Raw genomic sequence first — 24,115 nt, 5'->3', positions numbered from 1 at the left:
CCAGGCAGCCACACAGCCAGATGGGCAGCCAGACACCGCCCAGATGTTAACTCATGCGCAGCACTGAGTGTCAGTGGAGCGTATAAGCGCTTCTACGCACCACTGCCGGCGAGTTCCGCGCATGAGTTCACGGTTGCCGGGTCAACGGCAGACCACGCCACCGTGAGCTCACCCAAACGCCATCGGGACGGCGCCCGCACAACGGGCCAGCCGTCGTCGTACATTTTCTGGCACATGAGCAGCCAGCGCTGCCTGTTGCCGAAGGATGCCAGGGGTGCCCCGGCGAGCCAATGCTTGTCCAGGGCCTGCAGGAAGTCGTGGATTCTTTCGCCGGGAAAATTGTGGTGGATCAGTGCCTTGGGCAGCCGTTCGGCGACGTCGGAGGGCAGCTCGAAGCCGCCGAAGCGCAGCGAAATTGTCAGCGATTGCGGGCCGGCGGCGTCCAGGGCCACCCAGGTGCTGCGCCGCCCGATTTCATCGCACGTGCCGTCGACAAAGATGCCGTGCGGGGTCAGGCGGGAACAGACCGTGTCCCAGATCAGGCGGACGTCGGCCTCGTCATATTGGCGCAGCACGTTGAAGGCGCGCACCATGGTGGCGTTGCCGGGGACGGGGATTTCAAAGCCGCCCACGCGGAAATCGAGGCCTGCGTGCTCGAGGTCCTTGGCAATGCGCACGCGTTCGGGCTCAATTTCGATGCCGGTGACGTGGGCGCCGGGGCAGACGGCGTGGATGCGCGAGTAGAGTTCAACGGCGGTGGCGGGGGAGCCGCCGTAGCCAAGGTCGACGACGAGCGGAGCGCTGTCGCGGCCCAGCCGCCACGCCTGCGGGCCAGCCAACCAGCGGTCGACCCTGCGCAGGCGGTTGGGGTTGGTGGTGCCGCGGGTGACGTTGCCAAAGGGCTTGCTGCGTTGCCGCGTCGTGGCCCTTGAGGCTGCGTTTGGCGTTCGGCTTGAGGGGTCGGCGGAGGCGCCTCTGACCCGCTGAGCACGTTGAACCACCTAGTAATTTTATTTGCCGGCCACTGCCGATCCTGCCGATTTGGGCTCTTTGCCGCTATGGAACGGGACACATTTCCCGGCCCCCGGCGCCCACTGCTCAGCTCCGCCCACTGCCTCCGGCCCCATCCGGCGCAACCAGGCTGTCCGCCGTCGCCCCATCCGGCGCAACCCGGCCGCCACAGCCCGGATCCGCCCGGCATTTGTCCCAATCTGCGCATAGCTGGCGGCTGGCGTGCCGCATAGCACTGACATGCGGCACGCCAGCACCTGGCAGTGCGCAGAATGGGACGGCCGCGGGCTGTGCAGCATCAAAAGGCCCCTGCGATCAACGCGGCGTAGCAATTCTGGTCCACGCACCCCGCCCGGTAGGATGAAATCATGACTTATACGTTGATTTTGCTTCGCCATGGCCACAGTGAGTGGAACGCCAAGAACCTGTTCACCGGATGGGTGGACGTAGACCTGAATGACCAGGGCCGCACCGAGGCCGCCCGCGGCGGTGAGCTGCTGGTGGAGAACAACATTCTGCCGGACGTGCTCTACACCTCGCTCCTCAAGCGAGCCATCAACACCGCCAACCTGGCCCTCGACACGGCCGACCGCGGCTGGATCGACGTCAAGCGCGACTGGCGACTGAACGAACGCCACTACGGCGCACTGCAGGGCAAGGACAAGGCCCAGACACTGGCCGAGTTCGGTGAAGAGCAGTTCATGACCTGGCGCCGCAGCTACGACACCCCGCCGCCGGCCCTTTCCGATGACAGCGAATTCTCCCAGGCCCACGACCCCCGCTACGCAGACTTGGGCGACGCCCTGCCGCGCACCGAGTGCCTCAAGGACGTCCTCGTCCGCCTCCTGCCGTACTGGGAATCCGACATCAAGGTTGACCTCAAGGCCGGCAAGACCGTTCTGGTCACGGCACACGGCAACTCGCTGCGCGCCCTGGTCAAGCACCTCGACGGCATCTCCGACGACGCCATCGCCTCCCTGAACATCCCCACGGGCATCCCGCTGGTCTACGAACTCGACGAGAACTTCGCCCCGATCACCCCCGGCGGCAAGTACCTGGACCCCGACGCCGCAGCCACCGCGATCCAGGCAGTCGCCAACCAGGGCAAAAAGTAACGCATCCCTACAAGTACGACGGCGTGAGGCACCTTTGCTGAAAAGGTGGCTCACGCCGTCGGACTTTAAAGCCAAAGACCTTAAAGCAAAACAGCCGGCCTGCGCCGGAGCCGGCCCATAAATAGCGGCAGCTGCGGCGCGGACCGGCTGTGGGGCCGTCGGGAAATCTAGACGGCCAGGAAGTCCTCGGGCTGCCATTCGCCGGTGACCAGGTAGGAAACCTTGCGGGCCACGGAGACGCCGTGGTCGCCGAAGCGCTCGAAGTACCGGCTGGCCAGCGTCACGTCCACAGTCGTTGCGGAGGTTTCGTTCCATTCCGGAGCGCCCATGGTGGTGAAGACGCTCTTGTGGAGCTTGTTGATCTGGGTTTTGGCGGCGGAAATATCGCCCACTAGTTCCAAATCGCGGCTCTCCAGCAATTCAGTCACCTTTTCGGCAATGACAATGTCCAAGCGGGCCAACTCGGCAAACGTCTCCGTCAGGGAGGCCGGGATGACGTGGTTGGGGAAGCGCAGGCGCGTGAGCTGGCCAATGTGGCGGGCCAAATCGCCCATGCGCTCAAGCGAGGCGCTCATCCGCAGCGAGCCTACGATCATGCGCAGGTCGCTGGCAACCGGACCCTGCAGTGCCAAAACGTCGATGGCACGCTCGTCCAGGTCATTCTGCAGGAAGTCGATGCGGGCATCCGCGGCGATGACTTCCTGGGCCGCTTGCAGATCGGCCGCGGCAAAGGCTGTCGAGCCCTTGGTGATGGCCTCGCCAACCAGGGCGGAAATCTCGATGAGTCCCTCGCCAATCTGGTGAAGCTCGGCCTGGAAAACTTTACGCACGCGTGTGTCCTTTCATGGGCAGGGCAGCAAGGCCCTCATTAGGCTCCAGCATGCCACCTGTATGTGAACAAGTCGGCACAGTCAGGTGAACGTTTGTTGAACGGGTGGTGCCAAGACGTAGTTTTAGCTAAAGTGGGCCCGCCACAGCATAGGCTGGACAGGTGGATCCCATGGTAGTTGGACTAGTAGCCGGGCTCATAGGCCTGGCCTTGGGCATCTTTGGCATGTTCGCGTTCAGCATGAGCGAACGTTCCCGCCGGCTCATCCCCGACATTGGTGAGCCGACACTGCCCGACGGCGCAGCAGAGGTCCTGTCGGTGGTGGGCAAGGCCTACATTGTCATTGACACTGTCGACGGCGTGGTGCGCGCCAGCCCCGGCGCCTACGCCTTCGGGCTCGTCCGTGGCCACACGGTGGTGCACAAGGAGCTCCTTGAGCTGGCCCACAGGGTCCGGCGCGGAGGTGTCATCGAGGAACGCGACTTGATCCTTCCCCGGGTGGTGCTGCCGGCCGCCGCGCCTGCCGCAACCGAGCAGCCCCGCACCATCCCGGATTCCATGAGCGCCCACGGTGCGCCGGGCCAGGGGACCCTGGTGATCCAGGTCAGGGTGGCGCCCCTGGGCGAAGAGTACATTCTCCTGCTCGCCGACGACCGCACGGAAATTGCCCGCACCGAGGCTGTCCGCAACGACTTCGTGGCCAACGTTTCACATGAATTGAAGACCCCCGTTGGGGCCATCTCGCTGCTGGCCGAGGCGATCGAATCCGCCCCCGAGGACCAGGCCACCGTCCGCCGCTTCGCCTCGCGGATGATGACGGAGTCGGCGCGGCTGGCGGTGCTGGTCCAGGACATCATCGAACTGTCCCGGCTGCAGGGCAAGGATGTGGCCAGCGCCGGCACCAATGTCGACATGAACGCCGTGATCGCCGAGGCCGTCGACAGGACCCGCCTGCCCGCCCAGAGCAAAAACATCACCCTTGCCGTGGGGGCGCAAGTCCCGGCGCTGGTCTACGGCGACCAGCCCCAGCTCGTCACCGCGCTGCGCAACCTGATCGACAACGCCGTGCGCTATTCGCCCGACAACACCCAGGTGGGCATCGGACTGTCGGTGCGTGACGACGTCGTCTCCGTCAGCATCTCGGACCAGGGCGACGGACTCTCGCCACAGGAGCAGGACAGGATCTTCGAGCGCTTTTACCGCGTCGACACCGCCCGCTCCCGGCATACGGGCGGCACCGGCCTGGGCCTGAGCATCGTCAAGCACATCATCGGCAACCACGGTGGCGAGGTGACACTGTGGTCGTCGCCGAAGATGGGCTCCACGTTCACCGTGCGGCTGCCCCAACTTTCCAATCCAACGTCCGACGGCGGCACGCAACACCGCGCCGACCGGCACCCCGGCTTGATCTAAAGGAGCGCAACAAGCGTGAGCAGAATTTTGATTGTTGAAGACGAGGATTCCATCAGTGACCCCTTGTCGTTCCTGCTGTCCAAGGAAGGGTATGAGGTTCAGGTGGTCGACAACGGCCTGGACGCGCTGGTTGAATTTGAGCGCAACGGAGCCGAGCTGGTGCTGCTTGACCTGCAGCTGCCGGGCATGAGCGGCACGGAGGTGTGCAAGCACCTGCGCCAGCGTTCCACCGTCCCCATCATCATGCTCACAGCCAAGGACTCGGAGATTGACAAGGTTGTAGGGCTGGAGCTGGGCGCCGACGACTACGTCACCAAGCCCTATTCCTCCCGCGAGCTGATCGCCAGGATCCGGGCCGTGCTGCGGCGCCAGGCCGAGCCCGAAGAATTGATGGATTCCACGGTGCACGCGGGTCCGGTGCGCATGGACGTGGAACGGCACGTGGTCAGCGTGCACGGTGAGACTGTGGCTTTTCCGTTGAAGGAATTTGAACTGCTGGAGATGCTGCTGCGCAATGCCGGCAAGGTCCTCACCCGCGGGCAGCTGATCGACAGGGTCTGGGGCTCGGACTATGTGGGTGACACCAAGACCCTCGACGTGCACATCAAGCGGCTGCGCAGCCGGATCGAGCCCGATCCGGCCGCACCAAAATTCCTCGTCACGGTGCGCGGGCTGGGCTACAAGTTCGAGTCGTAGGACTTTTCGGTCCGCAAGCCGCCCGCATTATGTACACCCTCTTGTCATAAATGTGCAATCTGCGCTAAAAAGATAGATTTTGGTTGCCCCTGTGGTCCATGTGCACAGCGCAGCGGGCCACCCCGGACACAAAAAGTGGGGCCGGTCGCTTCAAGGCAACCGGCCCCACTGTCCTGCTAAATACTGTCCTGCCAGAAACTGCCGCTACGGTGCAGCGGTGGGTTCTGCGGCTGCTTCAGTTGCTTCATCCTGAGGGGCGATGCTGGGCTCGGTGGCCGGATCCAACGTCGGTTCAACTGTGGGCACCAGGTTCTTGTACTCGCTCAAGGTGCCGTCAAGTACGGGGACCTGCAACGTGGCCGTTTCAGTTCCGGCGCCGGACTGGCGCAGCTCGAGCGGCTCAACGCTGCCCGGGCGTTCGGCCACGGTGCTGAGAATGGCCTTGTCAGCCTGATCGTCGAGGATAAGCGGCACGCCCGGCTGGACGGTGATTTCAGTCTGGGCGCCCTGCGCGCCGCTGATAGTCAGGGTGATGTCCGAGTCGGCGTCGTTGTAGAACGCGCCAATGACACGGCCGGGAGCGCCGGCTGCTTCAGAGATGATCAACACGTTGCGCAGTTTCAACTGGCCCATATTCAGCTGTACGCCGTCGGATACGGTGACCTCCATGGCGGTGCTTTGCTGGTTGATGGCGCTGCAGCCGGTGAATGCCATGGCACCAATGCCGATGGCTGCAATCAGGCTCAAGCGTTGCGCTCGTTTGGTACCGCGGATGCCGGCAACGATTCTCACGTCAGTAACTCCTCAGGGAAAAGACAAAATATCTTTGCCCAGCTTATCCGTAATTAGGGTAAATGTTCTCTTCCGCCATCCCGGCCCAACTCCGGTGGGGAACCCCCTAGCCCCAGACAGCACTTCGGTGACCGATAGTCAAGGGGACGACCATTCTCCAATTGTTGGAGCAATTGCGCGGTCAGCGTAGCGATGGCGGGCCCTAACCTGCGGAAACTCAAGGGAGTGACTGGTTAACCGTGGTAAACTAGAAGCATTGGAAAGGGAGAATCCACATGCTTTTTGAGGTCGGCGAGACAGTAGTTTACCCACACCACGGTGCGGCAAAGATCGAAGAGATCAAAATGCGCACCGTCCGGGGTGAAGAGAAAATGTATCTCAAGCTCAAGGTTGCGCAGGGGGATCTGACAATTGAAGTTCCCGCGGAGAACGTAGACCTTGTTGGGGTTCGCGATGTTGTAGGCAAGGAAGGGTTGCTGCACGTTTTTGAAGTGCTGCGCGCTGAGTTTACGGAGGAACCCACCAACTGGTCCCGCCGTTACAAGGCAAACTTGGAAAAGCTTGCGTCCGGTGATGTCATCAAGGTTGCAGAGGTCGTTCGCGACCTGTGGCGCCGGGACAATGACCGCGGTTTGTCTGCCGGTGAGAAGCGCATGCTCGCCAAGGCACGTCAGATCTTGATTTCCGAGCTTGCCCTGGCGGAAAAGACTGATGAAGACAAGGCAGCCGAAGTTCTTGACGAGGTTTTGGCTTCGTAGTTTTCAACGAAATTGCGAAAGCCCCTGCACCCAACGGTGCAGGGGCTTTTTCGTGGGCCGGAGCCATTGGGCGCATGGGCCGGTGCCCACCCACGGGCGCCACACGGCGCCTGCCCGGCACCCGCCACGGTGCCCACCCGTGGCGCACCCCCGGCACGATCACCGGAACAATTCCGGTGCGCCGGACTATTGTAGGGACTATGACTGAGGTGAAGGCTGGTTCGTGTGCCGTCGTGGTGGTTGCAGCAGGGTCCGGGCAGCGCCTGGGCCGTGGTGTGCCCAAGGCTCGGGTGCCGCTTGGCGGTGAAGCCCTGCTTGTCCATGCCGTCCGTGGCGTGTTGAAGTCCGGGATTGCCGCACAAATTTGTGTGGCCATCCCGGCAGGCGACCAGGAGCTCTCTGCCATGTGCGAGAGGCTGGGGGCCGAGGCTGCCACTGCCGGGTTGGTGTTCAGCGTCGTTGAAGGCGGTACGCAGAGATCGGATTCGGTGTACGCGGCGTTGGCCGAAGTCGCCGACGGCGTGACCACCGTGATGATCCACGACGCCGCCAGGCCGCTGGTGCCCTCGGGCGTATTCAACCGTGTCGCAGGAGCCCTGAGGGACGGTGCAAAAGCCGTGATCCCGGCGCTGGCCGTGTCCGACACCGTCAAAACTGTTGTGCCGGCCAGCCTCCCCGCCACGGGTGCCGGGCTTGAAAAAGTTACCGGCACACCGGCCAGAAATCAGCTGCGTGCAGTGCAGACGCCACAGGGCTTTGAGCTGGAGACCCTCCGCCGCGCCTACGCCCATGCCTTGACGCTTGACGACGAAGCCGCCTCCCGCATCACTGACGACGCCATGCTCGTGGAAGCCTTGGGCGAGGACGTCTATGTCGTCCAGGGCTCAACCCACAGTTTCAAGATCACAACCCCCATGGACCTGCTGCTGGCAGAGGCCATGCTGGAAGGCCCGCTGCGGCCCCGCTGGATTGAAGGATAGCCCCATGCTGTTGCCCCGCACCGGAATTGGTGTCGACATTCACGCCTTTGCACCCGAGGACAGCCCCGCGCCCCTGTGGCTGGCAGGGCTGCTGTGGGAAGGTGAACGCGGACTCAGCGGCCATTCCGACGGCGACGCAGTCGCCCATGCCGCGGCCGACGCCTTGTTTTCAGCCGCCGGCGTCGGGGACCTTGGCACACACTTTGGCACCGACCGCCCTGAATACAAGGGCGCCTCAGGCGTGACGTTGTTGGCCGAGGCAGCCCGGATTGTGCGCGAAGCCGGCTTTGAGATCGGCAACATCGCCGTGCAGTTGGTCGGCAACAGACCCAAATTTTCCCCCCGCCGCCACGAAGCCGAGGCTGCCCTGAGTGCGGCTGCGGGAGCCACCGTGTCGGTGAGTGCCACCACCTCCGACGGACTGGGATTTCCCGGCCGCAATGAAGGCATCACGGCCGTCGCCACGGCATTGGTCGTCAGCACCGGCCGCCAACCTGGCCGCCCTGAACACCTCCAGTCCACCCGACGGGATACCCTAGAGCCGTGACCCTGCGATTCCATGACTCCGCCACCGCCGCCACCCGCGACTTCGTCCCGCTCAAAGAGGGGCAGGTTTCGCTGTACTATTGCGGCGCCACCGTCCAGGGCGAGCCGCACATCGGCCACGTCCGTTCCGCCCTCGCCTTCGACCAGCTGACCCGCTGGCTGCGAACCACCGGCTACGACGTCACGGTGGTGCGCAACGTGACTGACATTGATGACAAAATTCTCGTCAAGGCCGCCGAAAACAACGAGCCCTGGTGGGCACTTGCCTACCGTTTTGAGCAGGCCTTCGCGGACGCCTATGACTCACTCGGCATCCTCAAGCCCACGTACGAGCCCCGCGCCACCGGCCATATCCCGGAAATGCACGCGCTCATCGCCACGCTGATCGAGCGCGGCCACGCCTACCCGGCCACTGACGATTCAGGTGACGTCTATTTCGATGTCCGTTCCTGGAAGCAGTACGGTTCCCTGACGCACCAGAACATTGACGACATGCAGGCCGCGCCCGACGCCGACCCCCGGGGCAAGCGCGATCCACGCGACTTTGCGCTGTGGAAGGGTTACAAGGAGGGCGAACCCGAGACCGCCCGCTGGGAGTCCCCGTGGGGCGCCGGCCGCCCGGGCTGGCACCTTGAGTGCTCCGCCATGGTCACCAAATACCTGGGCACCGAATTCGACATCCACGGCGGCGGGCTGGATCTGCGCTTCCCGCACCACGAAAACGAGATGGCCCAGTCGCAGGCGGCCGGCCACGGCTTTGCCAACTTCTGGATGCACAACGGCATGGTCACCTATCAGGGTGAAAAGATGTCCAAGTCCATCGGCAACACCATCAACCCGCGCGAAATGCTCGAAATCGCCCGGCCCCTCGTGGTCCGCTACTACCTGGGCCAGGCCCACTACCGCTCGGTGCTGGACTATCGCCCAGGCTCGCTCACGGAGGCCGCGGCCGCCGTCGACCGTATTGAGACGTTCGTCGGCGCCGCCAGTGCCAGGCTCTTCCCCGGCGGCGACTTTGGCTTCATTTCCAACATCCCGGCGGCCTTCCGGTCCGCCATGGACGACGACCTCAACATCCCCGCCGCCCTTGCCGTGCTGCACGAGACGGTGCGCGCCGGCAACACCGCGCTGGCCTCGGGCGACGACGCCGGCGTGGAGGCCGCTTTCGGGGCTGCCATTGGCATGACGGAGGCGCTGGGCATCAACCCGATGGATGCCAAGTGGCAGGGCGGGGGCGGCTCAGAAGCAGAGCAAAACGCGCTCGACGTGCTCATCAAGGCCCAGCTCGAGTCCCGCACCCAGGCCCGGACGGAAAAAAACTGGGCCGAGTCGGACCGGATTCGTGACCTGCTCGCAGCAGCTGGCGTGGACGTGGCCGATTCGGCAACAGGCTCCACCTGGTCCCTGAAGCAGTAGCCCCCGCCCCCACTGCAGACGTTCCTTCACGTATGGGGCGTTTTTCAACAACCCTCGCGCATATACGGGGCACTTTTTCCAAACGCTGCGTCAGTGCAGGAGCGTTCAAAGGGGGAGGATTCGACTATGCCCCGGGCCACCCCCTGCACGGTGAGACTGCGCACTTTTTGCCCCGATCACTACCGGATTTGCTTTGAGGCCGTAAGCTAATAGTTACGGGTTTGTTGTTTCCCGTTATGAGGCGTGCCAAAAATGTGCCCGCTGACAGATTTGTTTGACGAACTTCGGGGCCCAGCACTTAGGCGCCGCACCAATCGTAAGGGTTTCACCATGGCCAGCAGTTCCCGTTCCGGCGCCGTCCGCAAGCTCAAGAAGGGCCCCGTCAAGGGCACAGGCGGGCTGGGCCGCAAGGCACTCGAGGGCAAGGGGCCGACCCCCAAGGCTGACGAACGCACGTACCACAAGGCGTTCAAGAGCAAGGACCTTGCCGAGCGTTCGGCTGCCAAGCGCACCGGCACCAGCGCCTCCCCGCGCCGCAACAGCGGCCCCAAGGGCAAGGCCACCGAGGAGCTCGTCACGGGCCGCAACTCGGTTGTCGAGGCGCTGCGCGCCGGCATCCCCGCGAAGGCACTGTACGTTGGCGTCCGCGTCGACATGGACGAGCGCGTCCGCGAGTCCATCAAGCTGGCCACCGAGCGCGGGATCCCGCTGCTGGAAGCCCACAAGCCCGAGCTGGACCGTCTCACGGAGGACGCCATCCACCAGGGCCTGGTGCTGCAGATTCCCCCGTACGACTACGAGGACGCCGTTGATACGGCCGGCGAGATCATCGCCAAGTGGAGGAAGGGGCACATCGCCAACGCCCCGCTGATCGTGGCCCTTGACGGGATCACCGACACACGCAACCTCGGCGCGATCATCCGCAGCGTCTCGGCCTTCTCCGGCCACGCCGTGATCATCCCCGAGCGCCGCAGCGCGGGTGTGACTGCCGCCGCCTGGAAGACCAGTGCCGGTGCCGCCGTGCGCGTGCCCGTGGCCAAGGCCCCCAACCTGAACCGCGCCATCGGTGCGTTCCAGAAGATGGGCTACTTCGTGTTGGGGCTCGACGGCGACGGCGACGTTTCGCTGCCCGACCTCACCTTGGCGCAGGAGCCCGTGTGCATCGTGGTTGGCTCCGAGGGCAAGGGCCTGTCCCGGCTGGTGCGCGAAAACTGCGACCAGATCGTCTCCATCCCGATCAACTCCGCCATGGAATCCCTGAACGCCTCCATGGCAGTCGGCATCAGCCTGTACGAGATCTCGAGGCAACGCGCGGTCAAGGCCTAACCATGCCGGAGACCGTCGTAGAGGCCATCAGCAACCTGGGGGCGGCCTTGTCGCGCCATTTTCCCCTGGGTGTCAGCGTGATTCCGAACGAGCATGGTGCGACGGCGGCCAACGTGGCGGTGTATTCACCGGCCTACCACGATGTCGTGCTGTGCTTCCAGCCTCCCGGTGGCTCCTGGAAGGCGGTGCTGCTGCCCGACAAGACCGACGGCGTCCACCACGCCTTGGTGGAGGACATGCCAGTTGGCAGCCGCTACGGCTTCTACACCGACTTTGCAGCCACGCAGGAGGACATGCTCCTGATCGACCCGGAAGCTGTGCAGCTGCTGCTGGATCCCTACGGCCACTACATTGACGAGGCCGTCGGACCCGACGGCGTCACCCGATACCTGTCGGTGCGGATGGGTTCGGACTTTGACTGGGGCACTGTCACCCGGCCAAACACTCCGTGGCGCGAAACCGTGATTTATGAGGCACACGTGCGCGGGCAGACAATGCTGCACCCGGATGTGCCCGAGGGAGATCGGGGGAGCTACGCCGGCATGGCCAACCCCGCCGTGATCAAGCACCTGCAGGACATGGGCGTGACCGCCGTCGAACTTTTGCCTGTGCATTTTCACATTGATGAACCACACCTGCACGGCACCGGGATGAGCAATTACTGGGGCTACAACACGCTGGGATTCTTTGCCCCGCACGTGAAGTACGCCAGCGCCGCAGCGCGCGCAGCCGGGCCGCAAGCTGTGCAGGCCGAGCTCAAGGGCCTGATCAAACTGCTGCACGAGGCAGGCATCGAAGTGATCCTTGACGTCGTGTACAACCACACTGCCGAGGGCGGCCGCGGCGGGCCCGCGTACAGCTGGCGCGGGTTGGCTGAGGAGCAGTACTACCGCCTGCGCGACGGCGAGTACTACGACACCACCGGCTGTGGAAACACCTTGAATTTCGGCAATCCGCACGTCATTAAAATGGCCATGGATTCGCTGCGCTACTGGGTGCAGGAATTCCACATTGACGGTTTCCGCTTTGACCTGGCCGTGTCGCTGGCACGCAACGGCATCCACGAATTCACCAACCAGCACCCGTTCCTGCTGGCGGCCGCCACCGACGGTGTGCTGGCCTCCACGAAGCTGATTTCCGAGCCGTGGGATGTTGGTTACGGCGGCTGGCAGACGGGTAATTTCCCCACCGGCTGGGCCGATTGGAACGACTCCTTCCGCGACACCGTCCGTGAAGTGTGGCTGACAGATCGGTCCGCAATGCTGTCCGGCAACCACCACAACGGACTGGCCACCTTTGGCGATGCACTGGGCGGTTCGGTTGAGCTGTTTGCCGCATCGGGGCGCAGCAGCATGGCCTCGATCAACTTAATCACCGCCCACGACGGCTTCACGCTGGCCGACCTCACCGCGTACAACGAGAAACACAACGAGGACAACCAGGAAGACAACCGCGACGGCACGGGCGAGAACCGCAGCTGGAACCACGGCATTGAGGGCATCACCAACAACCCTGACACGCAGGCCCAGCGCGCCAGGACGGCCCGCAACCTTATGGCCACCATGCTCCTTGCCATGGGCGTGCCCATGATCACCGCCGGCGATGAGCTGGGGCGCAGCCAGGGCGGCAACAACAATGTCTACTGCCAGGACAACGAAATCTCCTGGGTTGACTGGACAATGGACGGGGAAGCCAAGGCCATGCTGGCCGCGACGACCCGCATGGTGCAGATCCGCAAGGACTTCCTGGCCGCCCAGCCCAGCACCTATCCCACGCGCGGAGGGCAGTCGTTCATCCACTGGTTTGGTGCCGACGGGCTGCCCATGACGCCTGACCGGTGGAAGAATCCGCACGAGCGCGTGCTCACCATGCTCATGGGTTCCCCGGACGGCAAGGTTGACGGGCTGGTCTTGTTCAACACCGGCGTCACCGACGAGGACGTGGTGCTTCCCGCCAATCCGCGCTTTGACGCCGAGCCTGCCCTCGAAGAGGGCAGCGACGACGACGACGGCGACGAGGGTGCTGAAGCGGTGGAACCGGCAGCCGACCAGGCGGAAGAACAGCTTGAGGCCGTCGCGCCGCGGCCCTACATGCTGCGGATGACAACGGAGGCTCCCACCCATACGGACGACGGCGAACCCACCTTCCGCCTGCCCCGCTCCTTTCCGCTGGTCGACGCAGGCGACACCGTCCGGGCGAATGCCAACACCGTCCAGATCTTCCGCAACGACCTGACACAGCCCTGACCCGCACCGCCCCGCACCACGAACCACGAACCACCCCGCACCACGAACCACGAACCACCGCGAACTACGAACTGAGCCGCAGTTGTGGTTGCTGAATCAACGTTTATAAGTTGATTCAGCAAGCACAACTGCGGCTCAGTTGTTGGTGCGGGTTGGTGCGGGGCAGCGGAGCAGCGGCGCGGCGGGGAGCGCTGGCTGCTACGCGGTGGCGATCAACGCCAGCTCGGCGGGGTTGGCCAGTGCTGCGTGCCGGGGCAGCACCTTGACGCCGTAGCCAAAGTTCCCCGAGCGGTCAATGAACAGCTCGGCGGAGAACTGGTAGCGTCCGTCGCCCTTGTCCTGCACGGCGTCCAGGGTGATGCTCCGGGTGTCGGCGAGGTCGTCGGTTTCCCCTGCCGTTCCGTAGACGACGCTGACCTGCACGTCGTCGGGACGCAGCTGGCCGAGGTAGACGTGGGCCCGGACCTGCAGTGATTCACCGATTTGGGGTTCATCCCTGAGTCCGTGCGACTCCACATGCTCAATGTGCACCCCGTGCCACGCATGCCGGACATGGTCGATCCAGGCTGCGAGCTCCTTGGTGGCGGCAAAGTCGTTGGCGCGGGCCAGCCGGCCGGATTCGGCTGCCGGCTGGTACAAACGCTGCACATATTCGGCCACCATCCGGTTCGCCGAGACCTGCGGGCCCAGTTCGGCCAGCGTGTGCTTGATCATGGAGATCCAGTGCGCCGGCAGGCCGCCGTCGTGCGGCTGTGACGGCCCGGCAGCGCCGGCGCCCGCGGCCACGACTTCGCCGTAGAACGTGGGGGCCACCTGTGTTTCCAGCAGTTCGTACAGGGCCGCGGATTCAATGTCGTCGCGTTCCTCGTCACTGGTGCCGGTATTTGCCGTCGGGATCGCCCAGCCATTTTCGCCGTCGTACATTTCATCCCACCAGCCATCCATGACCGACAGGTTCAGCGAGCCGTTGATGGCTGCCTTCATGCCGGATGTGCCGCAAGCCTCCAGCGGGCGCAGCGGGTTGTTCAGCCACACGTCGCAGCCGGGGAAGAGCGTGCGGGCCATGGCGATGTCGTAGTTGGGCAGGAAAATGATCCGGTGGCGGACGTCGGGGTCGTCAGTGAACTGGACCAGGTCCTGGATCATCTTCTTGCCGGCGTCATCGGCCGGGTGCGACTTGCCGGCGATGATGATCTGGATCGGGTGCTCGGGGTGCAACAGCAGCGCCTTGAGCCGGGCGGGGTCGCGCAGCATCAGCGTCAGCCGCTTGTAGGTGGGGACGCGGCGGGCGAAACCAATCGTGAGCACGTCCGGATCCAGCGCGGAATCGGTCCAGGCCAGCTGGGCGTCGGCGGCACCGCGCTTCTTCCAGGAGGAGCGCAGCCGGCGGCGGGCGTCGTCCACCAGTGCAGAACGCAGGCGACGGCGAAGTGCCCAAACGTCCTCGTCGCTCACCTCGTAAACCTTGGACCAGTCGGGCCCGTCCAGGACCTCGGCGCCGAAGCGTTCCCGTGCCAGCGCGGCCATCTGGGGGTCAACCCAGGTGGGCACATGCACGCCGTTCGTGACGGAGGTGATGGGGACGTCCTGCTGGTCGAAGCCCGGCCACAGGCCTGCGAACATGCCGCGGGAGACGACGCCGTGCAGCTTGGCCACACCGTTGGCGCGCTGGGCCAGGCGAAGCCCCATGACGGCCATGTTGAACACCTCGGAGTCGCCGCCGTCGTAATTTTCCGCCCCTAGGGAGAGGATCTGGTCCACGGGGACGCCGGGGGCAAGCTGTCCGGCAAAGAAGTGCTCGATCATGCCGCGGGGGAAGCGGTCGATGCCGGCCGGGACCGGGGTGTGGGTGGTGAAGACGGTCGACGCGCGGCCGGCCGCCAGCGCCTCACTCCACGAGAGCGGGTGTTCGGTGACCGCAGGGTCCATGAGTTCGCGGATGCGTTCGATGCCCAGGAAGCCGGCGTGGCCTTCGTTGGTGTGGAAAACTTCCGGCGCGGGGGTGCCGGTCAGGCGGGCGTGGACGCGCAGGGCCTTGACGCCGCCCATGCCCAGGAGCAGTTCCTGGGTCAGGCGGTGGTCGCCGCCGCCGCCGTACAGCCTGTCGGTGACACCGCGGGCCGCGTCGTCGTTTTCGGCCACATTGGAATCCAGCAGCAGCAGCGGCACCCGGCCCACATCCGCACGCCAAATGTGCGCCCGGAGCACCCTGTGGTCGGGCAGCGGCAGATGAATCTGGATGGGTGTGCCGTCGTCTTCGCGCAGCAGCGTCAGCGGCAGCGCATCCGGGTCAAGCAGCGGGTAGCTCTCCTGCTGCCACGCGTCTTGGGACAGCGACTGCTTGAAGTAGCCTGCCTGGTAGAGAAGTCCGACGCCGATCAGCGGCACCCCGAGGTCGGAGGCGGACTTGAGGTGGTCACCGGCGAGAATGCCCAGCCCGCCTGAGTACTGGGGGAGGACTTCGGTGATGCCGAATTCGGGGGAGAAGTAGGCGATGCAGGCGGGCGGCTGGGCGCCGGAGGTGTCGGAGCCGCTGAGTCCCTGGTACCACCGCGGTTCGTTGAGGTAGCTGTCCAGGCTGGCTTCGGTGGCGGTCACGGCGGCCACGACGTCCGGGTGGCCGGCCAGCTCCTGCAACTGTTCGCGGGACAGTGCCGCGAGCATGGCCAAGGGGTCGTGGCGGGATTCTTCCCAAATTTCGGGGTTCAGGGATTCAAACAGGGCGCGGGTCGGCAGGTGCCAGGACCAGCGGAGATTGGTGGCCAACCGGGTCAGCGCGGAAATCTGCGCAGGGACGACGGTGCGAACTGTAAATCTGCGGATTGCCTTCATGCCGGTCACGATAGCCCAGAATTGGCCGTTCACTACAGCGGTGTCCGGTAAATCGTCAGTTCATTACGTCAAGCGGCAGGTCCGGCCGGAATATGGCCCCCGTGTGACGTCCGAACGCGCCGATGTGGCGGAAGACCTTAGCAATCTGCGCGGGGAGTCGCTAACGTCTAGTTTGTGAGTACTTTCAAGCCTTCGCGCAATGTGCCAGCCGCAGCGGCAGCTGCCTCCGCAACCGCCGCCCCGTTTGCCGCGGCCGAGCCCACGCCGGCAACCGCCTCCACCGGCGCTGGCATCCGTGCGGGCCTGCGCTTCGGCAGGATTCCCATCACCAATGTCCAGCCCGTCCTGGAAGCCGGCAAGTTCCCGGCCAAGGCGGTCCGCGGCGGCGATGTCAGGGTCAGCGCAGTGGTGTTCCGTGAGGGCCACGACCTTTTGGGCGCCACAGTAGTGCTCTTCGCCCCGGACGGCAGCGAAGCCCAGCGCGCCAGGCTCCATCCGGGTGCCAAGGGCACCGATTCGTGGGAAGGCGTGCTCACACCGGCCCATGAAGGCAACTGGAGCTTTGCCATCGAAGGCTGGAGCGACCTGTATGCCACCTGGTCCCACAACGCCCAGGTGAAAATCAACGCGGACGTCGACGTGGACGTCATGCTGGCCGAAGGTGCGCTGCTGTTGGGTGAGGCAGCCAAATCAGCCAAGGACACGGCGCCCGGGGCTGCCAAGGCTTTCAAGGAGGCCGCCCGCGCACTGGCCGATCCGTCCCTGAACGTCAACGACCGCCTGGCCGCCGGCACCGGCGCGGAGGTGCGTGCCGCCGTCGTCCATTTCCCGCTGCGGGACATGGTGACGTCCACCGGGACTTTCCCGCTCCTGGTTGAACGCGACGCTGCGGGCCGCGGCGCCTGGTATGAGTTCTTTCCACGGTCCGAAGGTGCCATGCGCCATCCCGAGACCGGCGAATGGACTAGCGGAAATTTCCGCACCGCCGTGCACCGGCTGCCGGCAGTCGCGAAAATGGGCTTCGATGTGATTTACCTGCCGCCCATCCACCCGATCGGCACCCTCAACCGCAAGGGACCCAACAATTCGTTGCTGGCCGGGCCGTCGGATCCCGGCTCGCCCTGGGCCATTGGTTCGGCGGCGGGCGGGCATGACGCCATCCACCCGGAGTTGGGGACTTTTGCCGATTTTGACGCCTTTGTGGCAGCAGCCCGGGAGCTGAATCTGGAAGTTGCCTTGGATTTGGCCCTGCAGTGCGCCCCGGACCACCCATGGGCCACGGCACACCCGGAATGGTTCACCACGCGGGTTGACGGCACGATTGCCTACGCCGAAAACCCGCCCAAAAAATACCAGGACATCTACCCGCTGAACTTTGACAATGACCCCGAGGGGTTGGCTGTGGAGATTTTGCGGATTGTGCGGTTGTGGATTGACCACGGCGTGCGCATTTTTCGGGTGGACAACCCGCACACAAAGCCCGTCTGGTTCTGGGAATGGCTCATTGGCACGATCAACGCGGAACGGCCCGACATTGTGTTCCTGGCCGAGGCCTTTACCCGCCCGGCAATGATGGCGGCCCTGGGACGGGCCGGATTCCAGCAGTCGTACAGCTACTTTACGTGGCGCAACACCAAGGAAGAGCTGGAGGAGTACCTGGTGCAGGTGAGCCGCGAGTCGGCCGGCTACTTCCGTCCCAATTTCTTCGTGAACACCCCTGACATCCTGACCGAGTACCTGCAATACGGCGGGCCTGCGGCCTTCAAGATCCGCGCCATCCTGGCCGCGATGGGCAGCCCCTTGTGGGGGATGTACGCAGGGTACGAACTGTTTGAACACGTGGCTAGGCCCGGGTCCGAAGAAAACATCGACAATGAAAAATACGAATTCAAGGACCGCAACCATGCTGCCGCAGAGGCGCAGGGCAAATCGCTGGCACCGTTTGTCACGCTGCTGAACACGATCCGCCGGGCGCACCCGGCACTGCTGGATCTGCAAAACCTGAGCCTGCACGAAAGCTCAGACCCGGCCACGCTGGTGTTCAGCAAGCATAAATTCATTGCCGCCACCGCGGCGGAGCCGGCCCGCAAGGACACCATCATCGTGGTGATCAACGTTGACCCGCACAGCATGCGCGAAGGCGAAGTGACGTTGGACCTTGACGCCTTGGAGCTCGACGGGCTGTCCCCGGATGGGACGTTCCTTGTGGAAGAGCTCATCACGGGAGCCACCTGGAACTGGGGCAAGAAGAATTACTTCCGGCTGGATGCCCACCTGGAACCAGCCCACATCCTGCACATCAGGCGCTGACCCATGGCCTTCCAGTCGTCGAACAGTGCACCGCAGTTCAACTTGAACGCGCCGGGGCTGGCCCATGACCCGCACTGGTACCGGAAGGCCGTCTTTTACGAGGTGCTCGTGCAGAGTTTTGCCGATGCCAACGGTGACGGGGCGGGCGACTTCTCCGGGCTGATCTCGCGCCTCGATTACCTGCAGTGGCTGGGCGTCGACTGCCTGTGGCTGCCCCCGTTTTTTGACTCGCCACTGCTCGACGGTGGTTACGACGTCCGCGATTTCACGGCCGTCATGGAAACCTACGGCACCATTTCAGACTTCAAGTCACTGGTGACACAGGCCCACGAACGGGGCATGCGGATCATCATTGACCTGCCCATCAACCACACCTCGGACCAACACGCCTGGTTTAAGGCCTCGAGGGAAGAGCCGGACGGGCCATTCGGCGATTTTTACATGTGGAGCGACACCACCGAGCTGTACGAGGACGCCAGGATCATCTTTGTCGACACGGAAGAATCCAACTGGTCCTTTGATCCCATCCGCCGCCAATTCTTCTGGCACAGGTTCTTCAGCCACCAGCCTGACCTGAACTTCAGGAACCCGGCCGTCGGGGAAGCCATTTTTGACGTGGTGCGTTTTTGGCTCCAACAGGGCATTGACGGATTCCGGGCCGATGCCATTCCCTATCTTTTCGCCGAAGACGGCACCAACTGTGAAAACCTGCCCGAAACGCACCAGTTCCTGCAGCAGTTGCGTGCCATGGTTGACGCCGAGTTCCCCGGGCGGATCATCGTCGCCGAGGCCAACCAGATGCCCGACGAAGTGGTGGACTACTTTGGTACCGAAGAGGACCCCGAATGCCACATGGCCTTCCACTTCCCCATCATGCCCAGGCTCTACTACGCCCTGCGCGACCAGAAGGCCGCCCCCATCATCGACACCATGGCCAACACCCCCAGCATTCCCCGCGGCGCCCAATGGGGGACGTTCCTGCGAAACCACGACGAACTGACCCTTGAGATGGTGACGCCGACGGAACGCGAAGCGATGCTTGGTTGGTACGCGCCTGACTCGCGCATGCAGGCAAACATTGGCATCCGACGTCGGCTGGCACCGCTGCTGGACAACTCACGGGCCGAAATTGAGCTCATCAATGCGCTGCTGCTGGCCCTGCCCGGCAGCCCGTTCCTGTATTACGGCGACGAAATAGGCATGGGGGACAACATTTGGCTCGACGACAGGGACGCCTCACGTACGCCCATGCAGTGGAACCCCGACCGCAACGCAGGGTTCTCCAACGCCGATCCGGGCAAGCTCTTCCTGCCGGTGGTGCAGTCGCTGGTGTACCACTACAACCACGTCAACGTTGAGGCGCAGACGTCGCACTCCAGTTCGCTGCTGCACTGGAACAAGCAAATCCTGCGAGTCCGCAGGGCCCACCCCGCCTTCGGCCTGGGCCGTTACGAAAACGTGCCCACCTCGCATGACTCGGTGCTTGCGTTCCTGCGCGTACTGCCCGTGGGCAACGAGGAAGGGGAGACGCCCGAATCGATCCTGTGTGTTTTCAACCTGTCCCAGCACCCGTCGGCCGCCACCATTCATGTGCCCGGCCTCGCCGGTCGCGGACTGCGAGATGTGTTTGGCAGCGACGTCTTCCCCGGCATCGACGACGACGGCAAGCTCACCTTGACCCTTGGCTCCTACGATTTCTTCTGGCTGCGCGTGCGTTCGCGGTCCTCCAATGTGCTCTCCTCGCAAACACAGGCGCTGCCCGTGATTGACGGATCGGTGCATGGATACTGATGGCCGCACTCCTTGACCTGCTGGCGGACTGGTTGCCGCAGCAACGCTGGTATCCCCGCAAGGGCGACGCCGGTGTTGGTGCGCGGCTTGGCATCGCGGACAGTTTTGAGCTGACCTCGCCCGACCCGGCCGTGTCCCTGCTCGTCCTGCTGGTCACAGTGGATTTTCCGGTGCTAGCCACTCCCGGTACCCCCCTTGGCACGTCCGCTGGCGCGCCCACTGGTACGCCCGACGCCGGAACCGGCCTCACGCTGCAGGTTCCCCTGAGCATCCACCATCATGGTGCAGCTGTGCTAAATAACCCTGACGTTGGCGGTGGGCACGGGCACTCTGCCACCGGAAGCTGGCGCGGAGTCCCGCTGGGAGACGCCGAAGCCAGCGGGCCCTGGCCGGGCGGGCGTGTTTATGAAGGTTTGGCCGATCCGGCCTTCATGCAGGCATGGCTTGTGGAAGCTCTCGGCCACGGCCGGGTGCTGCCTAGCGCTTCGGGACGGGTGCACGTCTGGCGGAACCCCGGTTTGGGCGACACCGGTGCTGTGCCGGCAACCGGCATTCGACTGGTGGAGTCCGAACAATCCAACAGTTCAGTCATTTTCCGGCTCGGGAGGCGGCCGCTCATTGCCAAATTCTTCAGGGTCATCCATGCCGGAGTGCACCCGGAAGTGGAGATTGGCAGCGCACTTGCCGGTCCGGACAGGGAATTGACCGTTCCGCGGCTGCAAGTCGCTGTGGGATATGGGGAAGCAAACACAACACTGTTTGTCATACACGATTTCATCACCGAGGCGGCTGACGGATGGGCCTTCGCGCTTAAATCTGCCGGTGGACGGAACGACTTTTCGGACGACGCCCGTGCCATTGGCGTGGCGCTCGCCCGGGTTCATTCCAGCCTGCGGGAAACCCTGGGGGCGAGCAGCCCTGGAACTGCCGAGACGGCGGACTTCACCCGGGCGGTCGCTGCGCGGCTAAAGTGGGCGTGGAACCTGGTGGGGGCCGCCGTCGGGCCCTATGGGGATGGTTTCCAGACAGTATTAACACAACTGGACGAAATAAAAGTCCTGCCGCCTGTGCAACGCATCCACGGGGACCTGCACCTGGGCCAGCTCCTGCGCAAGGACTCAGCCGGGACGGGCAGCTGGTACATCCTGGACTTTGAGGGTGAGCCGCTGCGGGCACTGGCCGAGCGCGGCCGACCGGACGTGGCGCTGCGGGACATTGCCGGCATGCTGCGGTCATTTGACTATGCCGGAGCACAGGCTGCCGCCACCGGTGCGGTCACGGCGAAGCAAGGCGGCGTGTGGGCAAGAACTGGTGCCGACGCTTTTGTGGAGGGTTATGAAAGCGCGTCGGGGGAGGCGGTTGCACGCAATAGTGCCCTATTCGTGGCATTGTGGCTGGACAAGGCTCTTTACGAAGTGGTTTATGAATTACAAAATCGGCCCGACTGGGCTTGGGTGCCGATAAGTGCTGTGCGGGAATTGTTTGAATCAAGGGAAAGCGGTGTGGACATGGGACTGAATAAAATGGCCCCTCTTGCGGTGAATGCAGGAGTCTTGGCACGAATTTCCGAGGGGACCTACTACGCACCCCACTCGGTGCTGGGCGCGCACCTTGACGGCGACGGTTTCGCCACTGTTCGGGCGCTGCGGCACCTGGCCACGTCGGTGCAGCTGGTCACAGGCAGCGGGGAGTTCCCGATGACCCATGAACACGGTGGTGTCTGGGTCGCGGTGGTTCCGGTCGAGGAGCCAGGACACGCGCCCGACTACCGGCTGGACGTCAACTACGGCGACGGCGTGCACCGCACCGATGATCCCTATCGCTACCTGCCCACTGTGGGCGAACTGGACATGCACCTCATGGCCGAGGGCAGGCACGAGACACTGTGGACAGTCTTGGGTGCACACGTGCAGCGCTACCACTCCGCATTGGGCCAGGTGACAGGCGTGAGTTTCGCCGTGTGGGTGCCAGCCGTGCAGGCTGTTCGGGTCATTGGCGAGTTCAATGGCTGGGACGGGCGCGGCCACGCCATGCGAAGCCTTGGCAACAGCGGAATTTGGGAATTGTTCATTCCTGACGTTGCCGCCGGGGACCGCTACAAGTTTGAAATCCTCACCGAACAGGGAGAGTGGCTGCAAAAGGCAGACCCCATGGCATACGGAACCGAGGTGCCGCCCCTGACAGCCTCACGGGTAGTTGAGTCAACGTATTCCTTCCAGGACGGCGACTGGATGGCCCAACGTGCCAAGACCGACCCGCACAATGCTCCGATGAGCGTCTATGAAGTCCATTTAGGCTCCTGGCGGCTGGGTTTGAGCTACGTGGACCTGGCCAAGGAGCTGGTGGACTACGTCCAGGGGCTTGGATTCACCCATGTTGAACTCATGCCCGTGTCGGAGCATCCTTTTGGCGGTTCGTGGGGCTACCAGGTGACCTCGTACTATGCGCCGACTGCGCGTTTTGGGCACCCTGATGAGTTCCGGTTGCTGGTTGACTCACTGCACCAGGCCGGCATCGGCGTCATCATGGACTGGGTGCCGGCTCACTTCCCCAAGGACGAATGGGCGCTGGCCAATTTCAATGGCGGCGCACAGTACGAACACTCCAACCCGCAGCTGGGCGAGCACCCAGACTGGGGGACGTTGATCTTTGACTTTGGCCGCAATGAGGTCAGGAACTTCCTGGTGGCAAACGCCCTCTACTGGTTTGAGGAGTTCCACATTGACGGGCTGCGGGTGGACGCCGTGGCGTCCATGCTGTACCTGGACTACTCGCGCGAGGAAGGCCAGTGGAGCCCGAACCGTTTTGGCGGCCGGGAGAACCTCGAGGCCATCAGTTTCCTGCAGGAAATGAATGCCACCGCCTACCGGCGCAACCCCGGCATTGTCACCATCGCCGAAGAATCAACCGCGTTCCCCGGCGTCACCGCGCCCACCAGCGGAGGCGGACTCGGCTTCGGCATCAAATGGAACATGGGCTGGATGCATGACTCGCTGACCTACATGGCTGAGGATCCCGTCAACCGGGGCTGGCACCACAACCAGATCACGTTCTCCATGGTCTACGCATTTACCGAAAGTTTCCTGCTGCCGATCAGCCATGACGAAGTGGTGCATGGCAAGGGCTCCCTGCTGCGCAAAATGCCAGGCGACAGGTGGCAGCAGCTGGCCAACCTGCGGGCCTATTTGGCATTCCAGTGGGCCCATCCGGGAAAGCAGCTGATCTTCATGGGCACAGAGTTCGGCCAGGAAGCCGAATGGAGTGAACAGCACGGCCTCGACTGGTGGTTGGCCGACAACCCGGGACACAGTGCCATTCAGTCGCTGGTCAAGGACTTGAATGAATCCTATTCAGGCACTCCTGCCCTGTATGAGCTGGACAATGTATCTGAGGGCTTTTCGTGGCTCAACGGCGGGGACACGGCCAACAACATCGTCTCCTTTGTCCGCTGGGACAAGAACCGCAACCCCCTGGTGTGCATCATCAACTTCGCCGGAGTTGCTTACGAGGGATACAGGGTCGGTCTGCCGGTGGCCGGCCAGTGGCAGGAAACGCTCAATACGGACCTTGCCATTTACGGTGGCTCTGACGTGAAAAACACCGGGGTACTGCAGGCAGAGGACCTGGCCTGGGACGGCCAGGAAGCCTCGCTGAGGCTGCGGGTGCCGCCGCTTGGTGCACTGTATTTGACGCCTGTGGCCCGCTAGGAACCGGGAGCTGGAATTCACCTGCCCGCCGTTTTGTGTTCACGGTCGGCAGGTGCTATTGTTAGTACTCCGCTGAACGAACGGTTCAGATCCGGACTAGACCAAACCAAGTGGCCTCGAAAACAGGCTCAATGGGTTGTGTTCAAATGTAAAGTTTGAACTTCAGTTGAAATCAAGGATTTGACTTGCTGGAATTCAAGCGGGTAAGATATATAAGTTGCCTCGGCACTGATCGTCGTGGACAAGAAGGTTTGTTTGGGTGTGTTGGCTGGGTGTGGTTGTTGTTTGAGAACTCAATAGTGTGCCAAGTTTTATTGATACCAATTTATTTATATTGAATTGGTTAT

The 24,115-nt window shown here is 63.6% G+C and carries 16 protein-coding genes; 12 read left to right on the top strand and 4 right to left on the bottom strand.

Annotation, left to right across the window (positions count from 1 at the left end):
• Positions 1-92: 92 nt before the first annotated feature.
• Positions 93-1,001 (bottom strand): O-methyltransferase, encoded by a 909-nt coding sequence (locus tag AC1L6K_RS20485; RefSeq protein WP_480950650.1) that lies wholly within the window; start codon positions 999-1,001, stop codon positions 93-95.
• Positions 1,002-1,379: 378 nt separating this feature from the next.
• Between AC1L6K_RS20485 and AC1L6K_RS20480 the strand changes: the two genes are divergently transcribed.
• Entirely contained in the window at positions 1,380-2,126 is a 747-nt protein-coding gene (locus AC1L6K_RS20480; RefSeq protein WP_480950649.1) for a phosphoglyceromutase, read from the top strand.
• 167 nt (positions 2,127-2,293) lie between these two features.
• Here AC1L6K_RS20480 and phoU read toward each other — a convergent pair whose 3' ends face one another.
• Entirely contained in the window at positions 2,294-2,956 is a 663-nt protein-coding gene (gene phoU / locus AC1L6K_RS20475; protein ID WP_480950648.1) for a phosphate signaling complex protein PhoU, read from the bottom strand.
• Positions 2,957-3,126: 170 nt separating this feature from the next.
• Between phoU and AC1L6K_RS20470 the strand changes: the two genes are divergently transcribed.
• Both AC1L6K_RS20470 and AC1L6K_RS20465 read left to right on the top strand, forming a co-directional pair.
• On the top strand, positions 3,127-4,368 hold the full coding sequence (locus AC1L6K_RS20470; protein WP_480950647.1) for a sensor histidine kinase: 1,242 nt from the start codon (positions 3,127-3,129) through the stop codon (positions 4,366-4,368).
• A gap of 15 nt (positions 4,369-4,383) precedes the next feature.
• A complete protein-coding gene (locus tag AC1L6K_RS20465) occupies positions 4,384-5,064 on the top strand; it encodes a response regulator (protein ID WP_480950646.1) in 681 nt (226 codons plus the stop codon).
• Between the two features lie 204 nt (positions 5,065-5,268).
• Here the strand turns inward: AC1L6K_RS20465 and AC1L6K_RS20460 are convergent, their stop codons facing one another.
• Complete coding sequence (locus AC1L6K_RS20460) at positions 5,269-5,856, bottom strand: hypothetical protein (RefSeq protein WP_480950645.1); 588 nt, start codon at positions 5,854-5,856, stop codon at positions 5,269-5,271.
• Between the two features lie 275 nt (positions 5,857-6,131).
• Between AC1L6K_RS20460 and AC1L6K_RS20455 the strand changes: the two genes are divergently transcribed.
• The 6 genes from AC1L6K_RS20455 (at position 6,132) to glgX (ending at position 13,128) form a co-directional block, all read left to right on the top strand.
• A complete protein-coding gene (locus AC1L6K_RS20455; protein ID WP_283531423.1) occupies positions 6,132-6,614 on the top strand; it encodes a CarD family transcriptional regulator in 483 nt (160 codons plus the stop codon).
• Positions 6,615-6,814: 200 nt separating this feature from the next.
• A complete protein-coding gene (ispD, locus tag AC1L6K_RS20450) occupies positions 6,815-7,594 on the top strand; it encodes a 2-C-methyl-D-erythritol 4-phosphate cytidylyltransferase (protein ID WP_480950644.1) in 780 nt (259 codons plus the stop codon).
• A 4-nt stretch (positions 7,595-7,598) separates the two neighbouring features.
• Entirely contained in the window at positions 7,599-8,141 is a 543-nt protein-coding gene (gene ispF, locus AC1L6K_RS20445) for a 2-C-methyl-D-erythritol 2,4-cyclodiphosphate synthase (RefSeq protein WP_480950643.1), read from the top strand.
• Positions 8,138-9,556, top strand: a complete 1,419-nt coding sequence (gene cysS, locus AC1L6K_RS20440) for a cysteine--tRNA ligase (RefSeq protein WP_480950642.1) — start codon at positions 8,138-8,140, stop codon at positions 9,554-9,556. The genes ispF and cysS overlap by 4 nt, the downstream gene beginning before the upstream one ends.
• A 330-nt stretch (positions 9,557-9,886) precedes the next feature.
• A complete protein-coding gene (gene rlmB, locus AC1L6K_RS20435; RefSeq protein WP_480950641.1) occupies positions 9,887-10,882 on the top strand; it encodes a 23S rRNA (guanosine(2251)-2'-O)-methyltransferase RlmB in 996 nt (331 codons plus the stop codon).
• Positions 10,883-10,884: 2 nt separating this feature from the next.
• Positions 10,885-13,128 (top strand): glycogen debranching protein GlgX, encoded by a 2,244-nt coding sequence (gene glgX, locus AC1L6K_RS20430; RefSeq protein ID WP_480950640.1) that lies wholly within the window; start codon positions 10,885-10,887, stop codon positions 13,126-13,128.
• A 198-nt stretch (positions 13,129-13,326) separates the two neighbouring features.
• Here the strand turns inward: glgX and glgP are convergent, their stop codons facing one another.
• The gene (gene glgP / locus AC1L6K_RS20425) at positions 13,327-15,960 is read right to left on the bottom strand and encodes an alpha-glucan family phosphorylase (RefSeq protein ID WP_480950639.1); all 2,634 of its coding nucleotides are present in this window, start codon (positions 15,958-15,960) and stop codon (positions 13,327-13,329) included.
• A gap of 174 nt (positions 15,961-16,134) precedes the next feature.
• On the opposite strand from glgP, the gene AC1L6K_RS20420 reads away from it, so the two are divergent.
• Genes AC1L6K_RS20420 through glgB form a run of 3 tightly spaced genes read left to right on the top strand, consistent with a single transcriptional unit; the run spans position 16,135 to position 23,768 of the window.
• Positions 16,135-18,270 carry an alpha-1,4-glucan--maltose-1-phosphate maltosyltransferase gene (locus AC1L6K_RS20420; RefSeq protein WP_480950638.1) on the top strand — a complete coding sequence of 712 codons (2,136 nt, stop codon included), beginning with the start codon at positions 16,135-16,137 and terminating at the stop codon, positions 18,268-18,270.
• A 3-nt stretch (positions 18,271-18,273) separates the two neighbouring features.
• Positions 18,274-20,061, top strand: a complete 1,788-nt coding sequence (gene treS, locus AC1L6K_RS20415; RefSeq protein ID WP_480950637.1) for a maltose alpha-D-glucosyltransferase — start codon at positions 18,274-18,276, stop codon at positions 20,059-20,061.
• Complete coding sequence (gene glgB, locus AC1L6K_RS20410; RefSeq protein WP_480950636.1) at positions 20,061-23,768, top strand: 1,4-alpha-glucan branching protein GlgB; 3,708 nt, start codon at positions 20,061-20,063, stop codon at positions 23,766-23,768. Before treS ends, glgB begins: the two co-directional genes overlap by 1 nt.
• The last annotated feature ends 347 nt before the right edge of the window (positions 23,769-24,115 follow it).

The sequence above is a fragment of the Specibacter sp. BI4 genome (assembly GCF_056680095.1).
The sequence above is the reverse complement of the archived record's forward strand: the minus strand, read 5'-3'. Positions and strand labels throughout refer to the sequence as shown.

Excerpts from the sequence above, each read along its gene's own strand:
- AC1L6K_RS20480 (WP_480950649.1), top strand. The coding sequence starts at position 1,380 with ATGACTTATACGTTGATTTTGCTTCGCCATGGCCACAGTGAGTGGAAC.
- AC1L6K_RS20470 (WP_480950647.1), top strand. The coding sequence starts at position 3,127 with ATGGTAGTTGGACTAGTAGCCGGGCTCATAGGCCTGGCCTTGGGCATC.
- AC1L6K_RS20455 (WP_283531423.1), top strand. The coding sequence starts at position 6,132 with ATGCTTTTTGAGGTCGGCGAGACAGTAGTTTACCCACACCACGGTGCG.
- ispD (WP_480950644.1), top strand. The coding sequence starts at position 6,815 with ATGACTGAGGTGAAGGCTGGTTCGTGTGCCGTCGTGGTGGTTGCAGCA.
- ispF (WP_480950643.1), top strand. The coding sequence starts at position 7,599 with ATGCTGTTGCCCCGCACCGGAATTGGTGTCGACATTCACGCCTTTGCA.
- rlmB (WP_480950641.1), top strand. The coding sequence starts at position 9,887 with ATGGCCAGCAGTTCCCGTTCCGGCGCCGTCCGCAAGCTCAAGAAGGGC.
- glgX (WP_480950640.1), top strand. The coding sequence starts at position 10,885 with ATGCCGGAGACCGTCGTAGAGGCCATCAGCAACCTGGGGGCGGCCTTG.
- glgP (WP_480950639.1), bottom strand. The coding sequence starts at position 15,960 with ATGAAGGCAATCCGCAGATTTACAGTTCGCACCGTCGTCCCTGCGCAG.
- treS (WP_480950637.1), top strand. The coding sequence starts at position 18,274 with ATGGCCTTCCAGTCGTCGAACAGTGCACCGCAGTTCAACTTGAACGCG.
- glgB (WP_480950636.1), top strand. The coding sequence starts at position 20,061 with ATGGCCGCACTCCTTGACCTGCTGGCGGACTGGTTGCCGCAGCAACGC.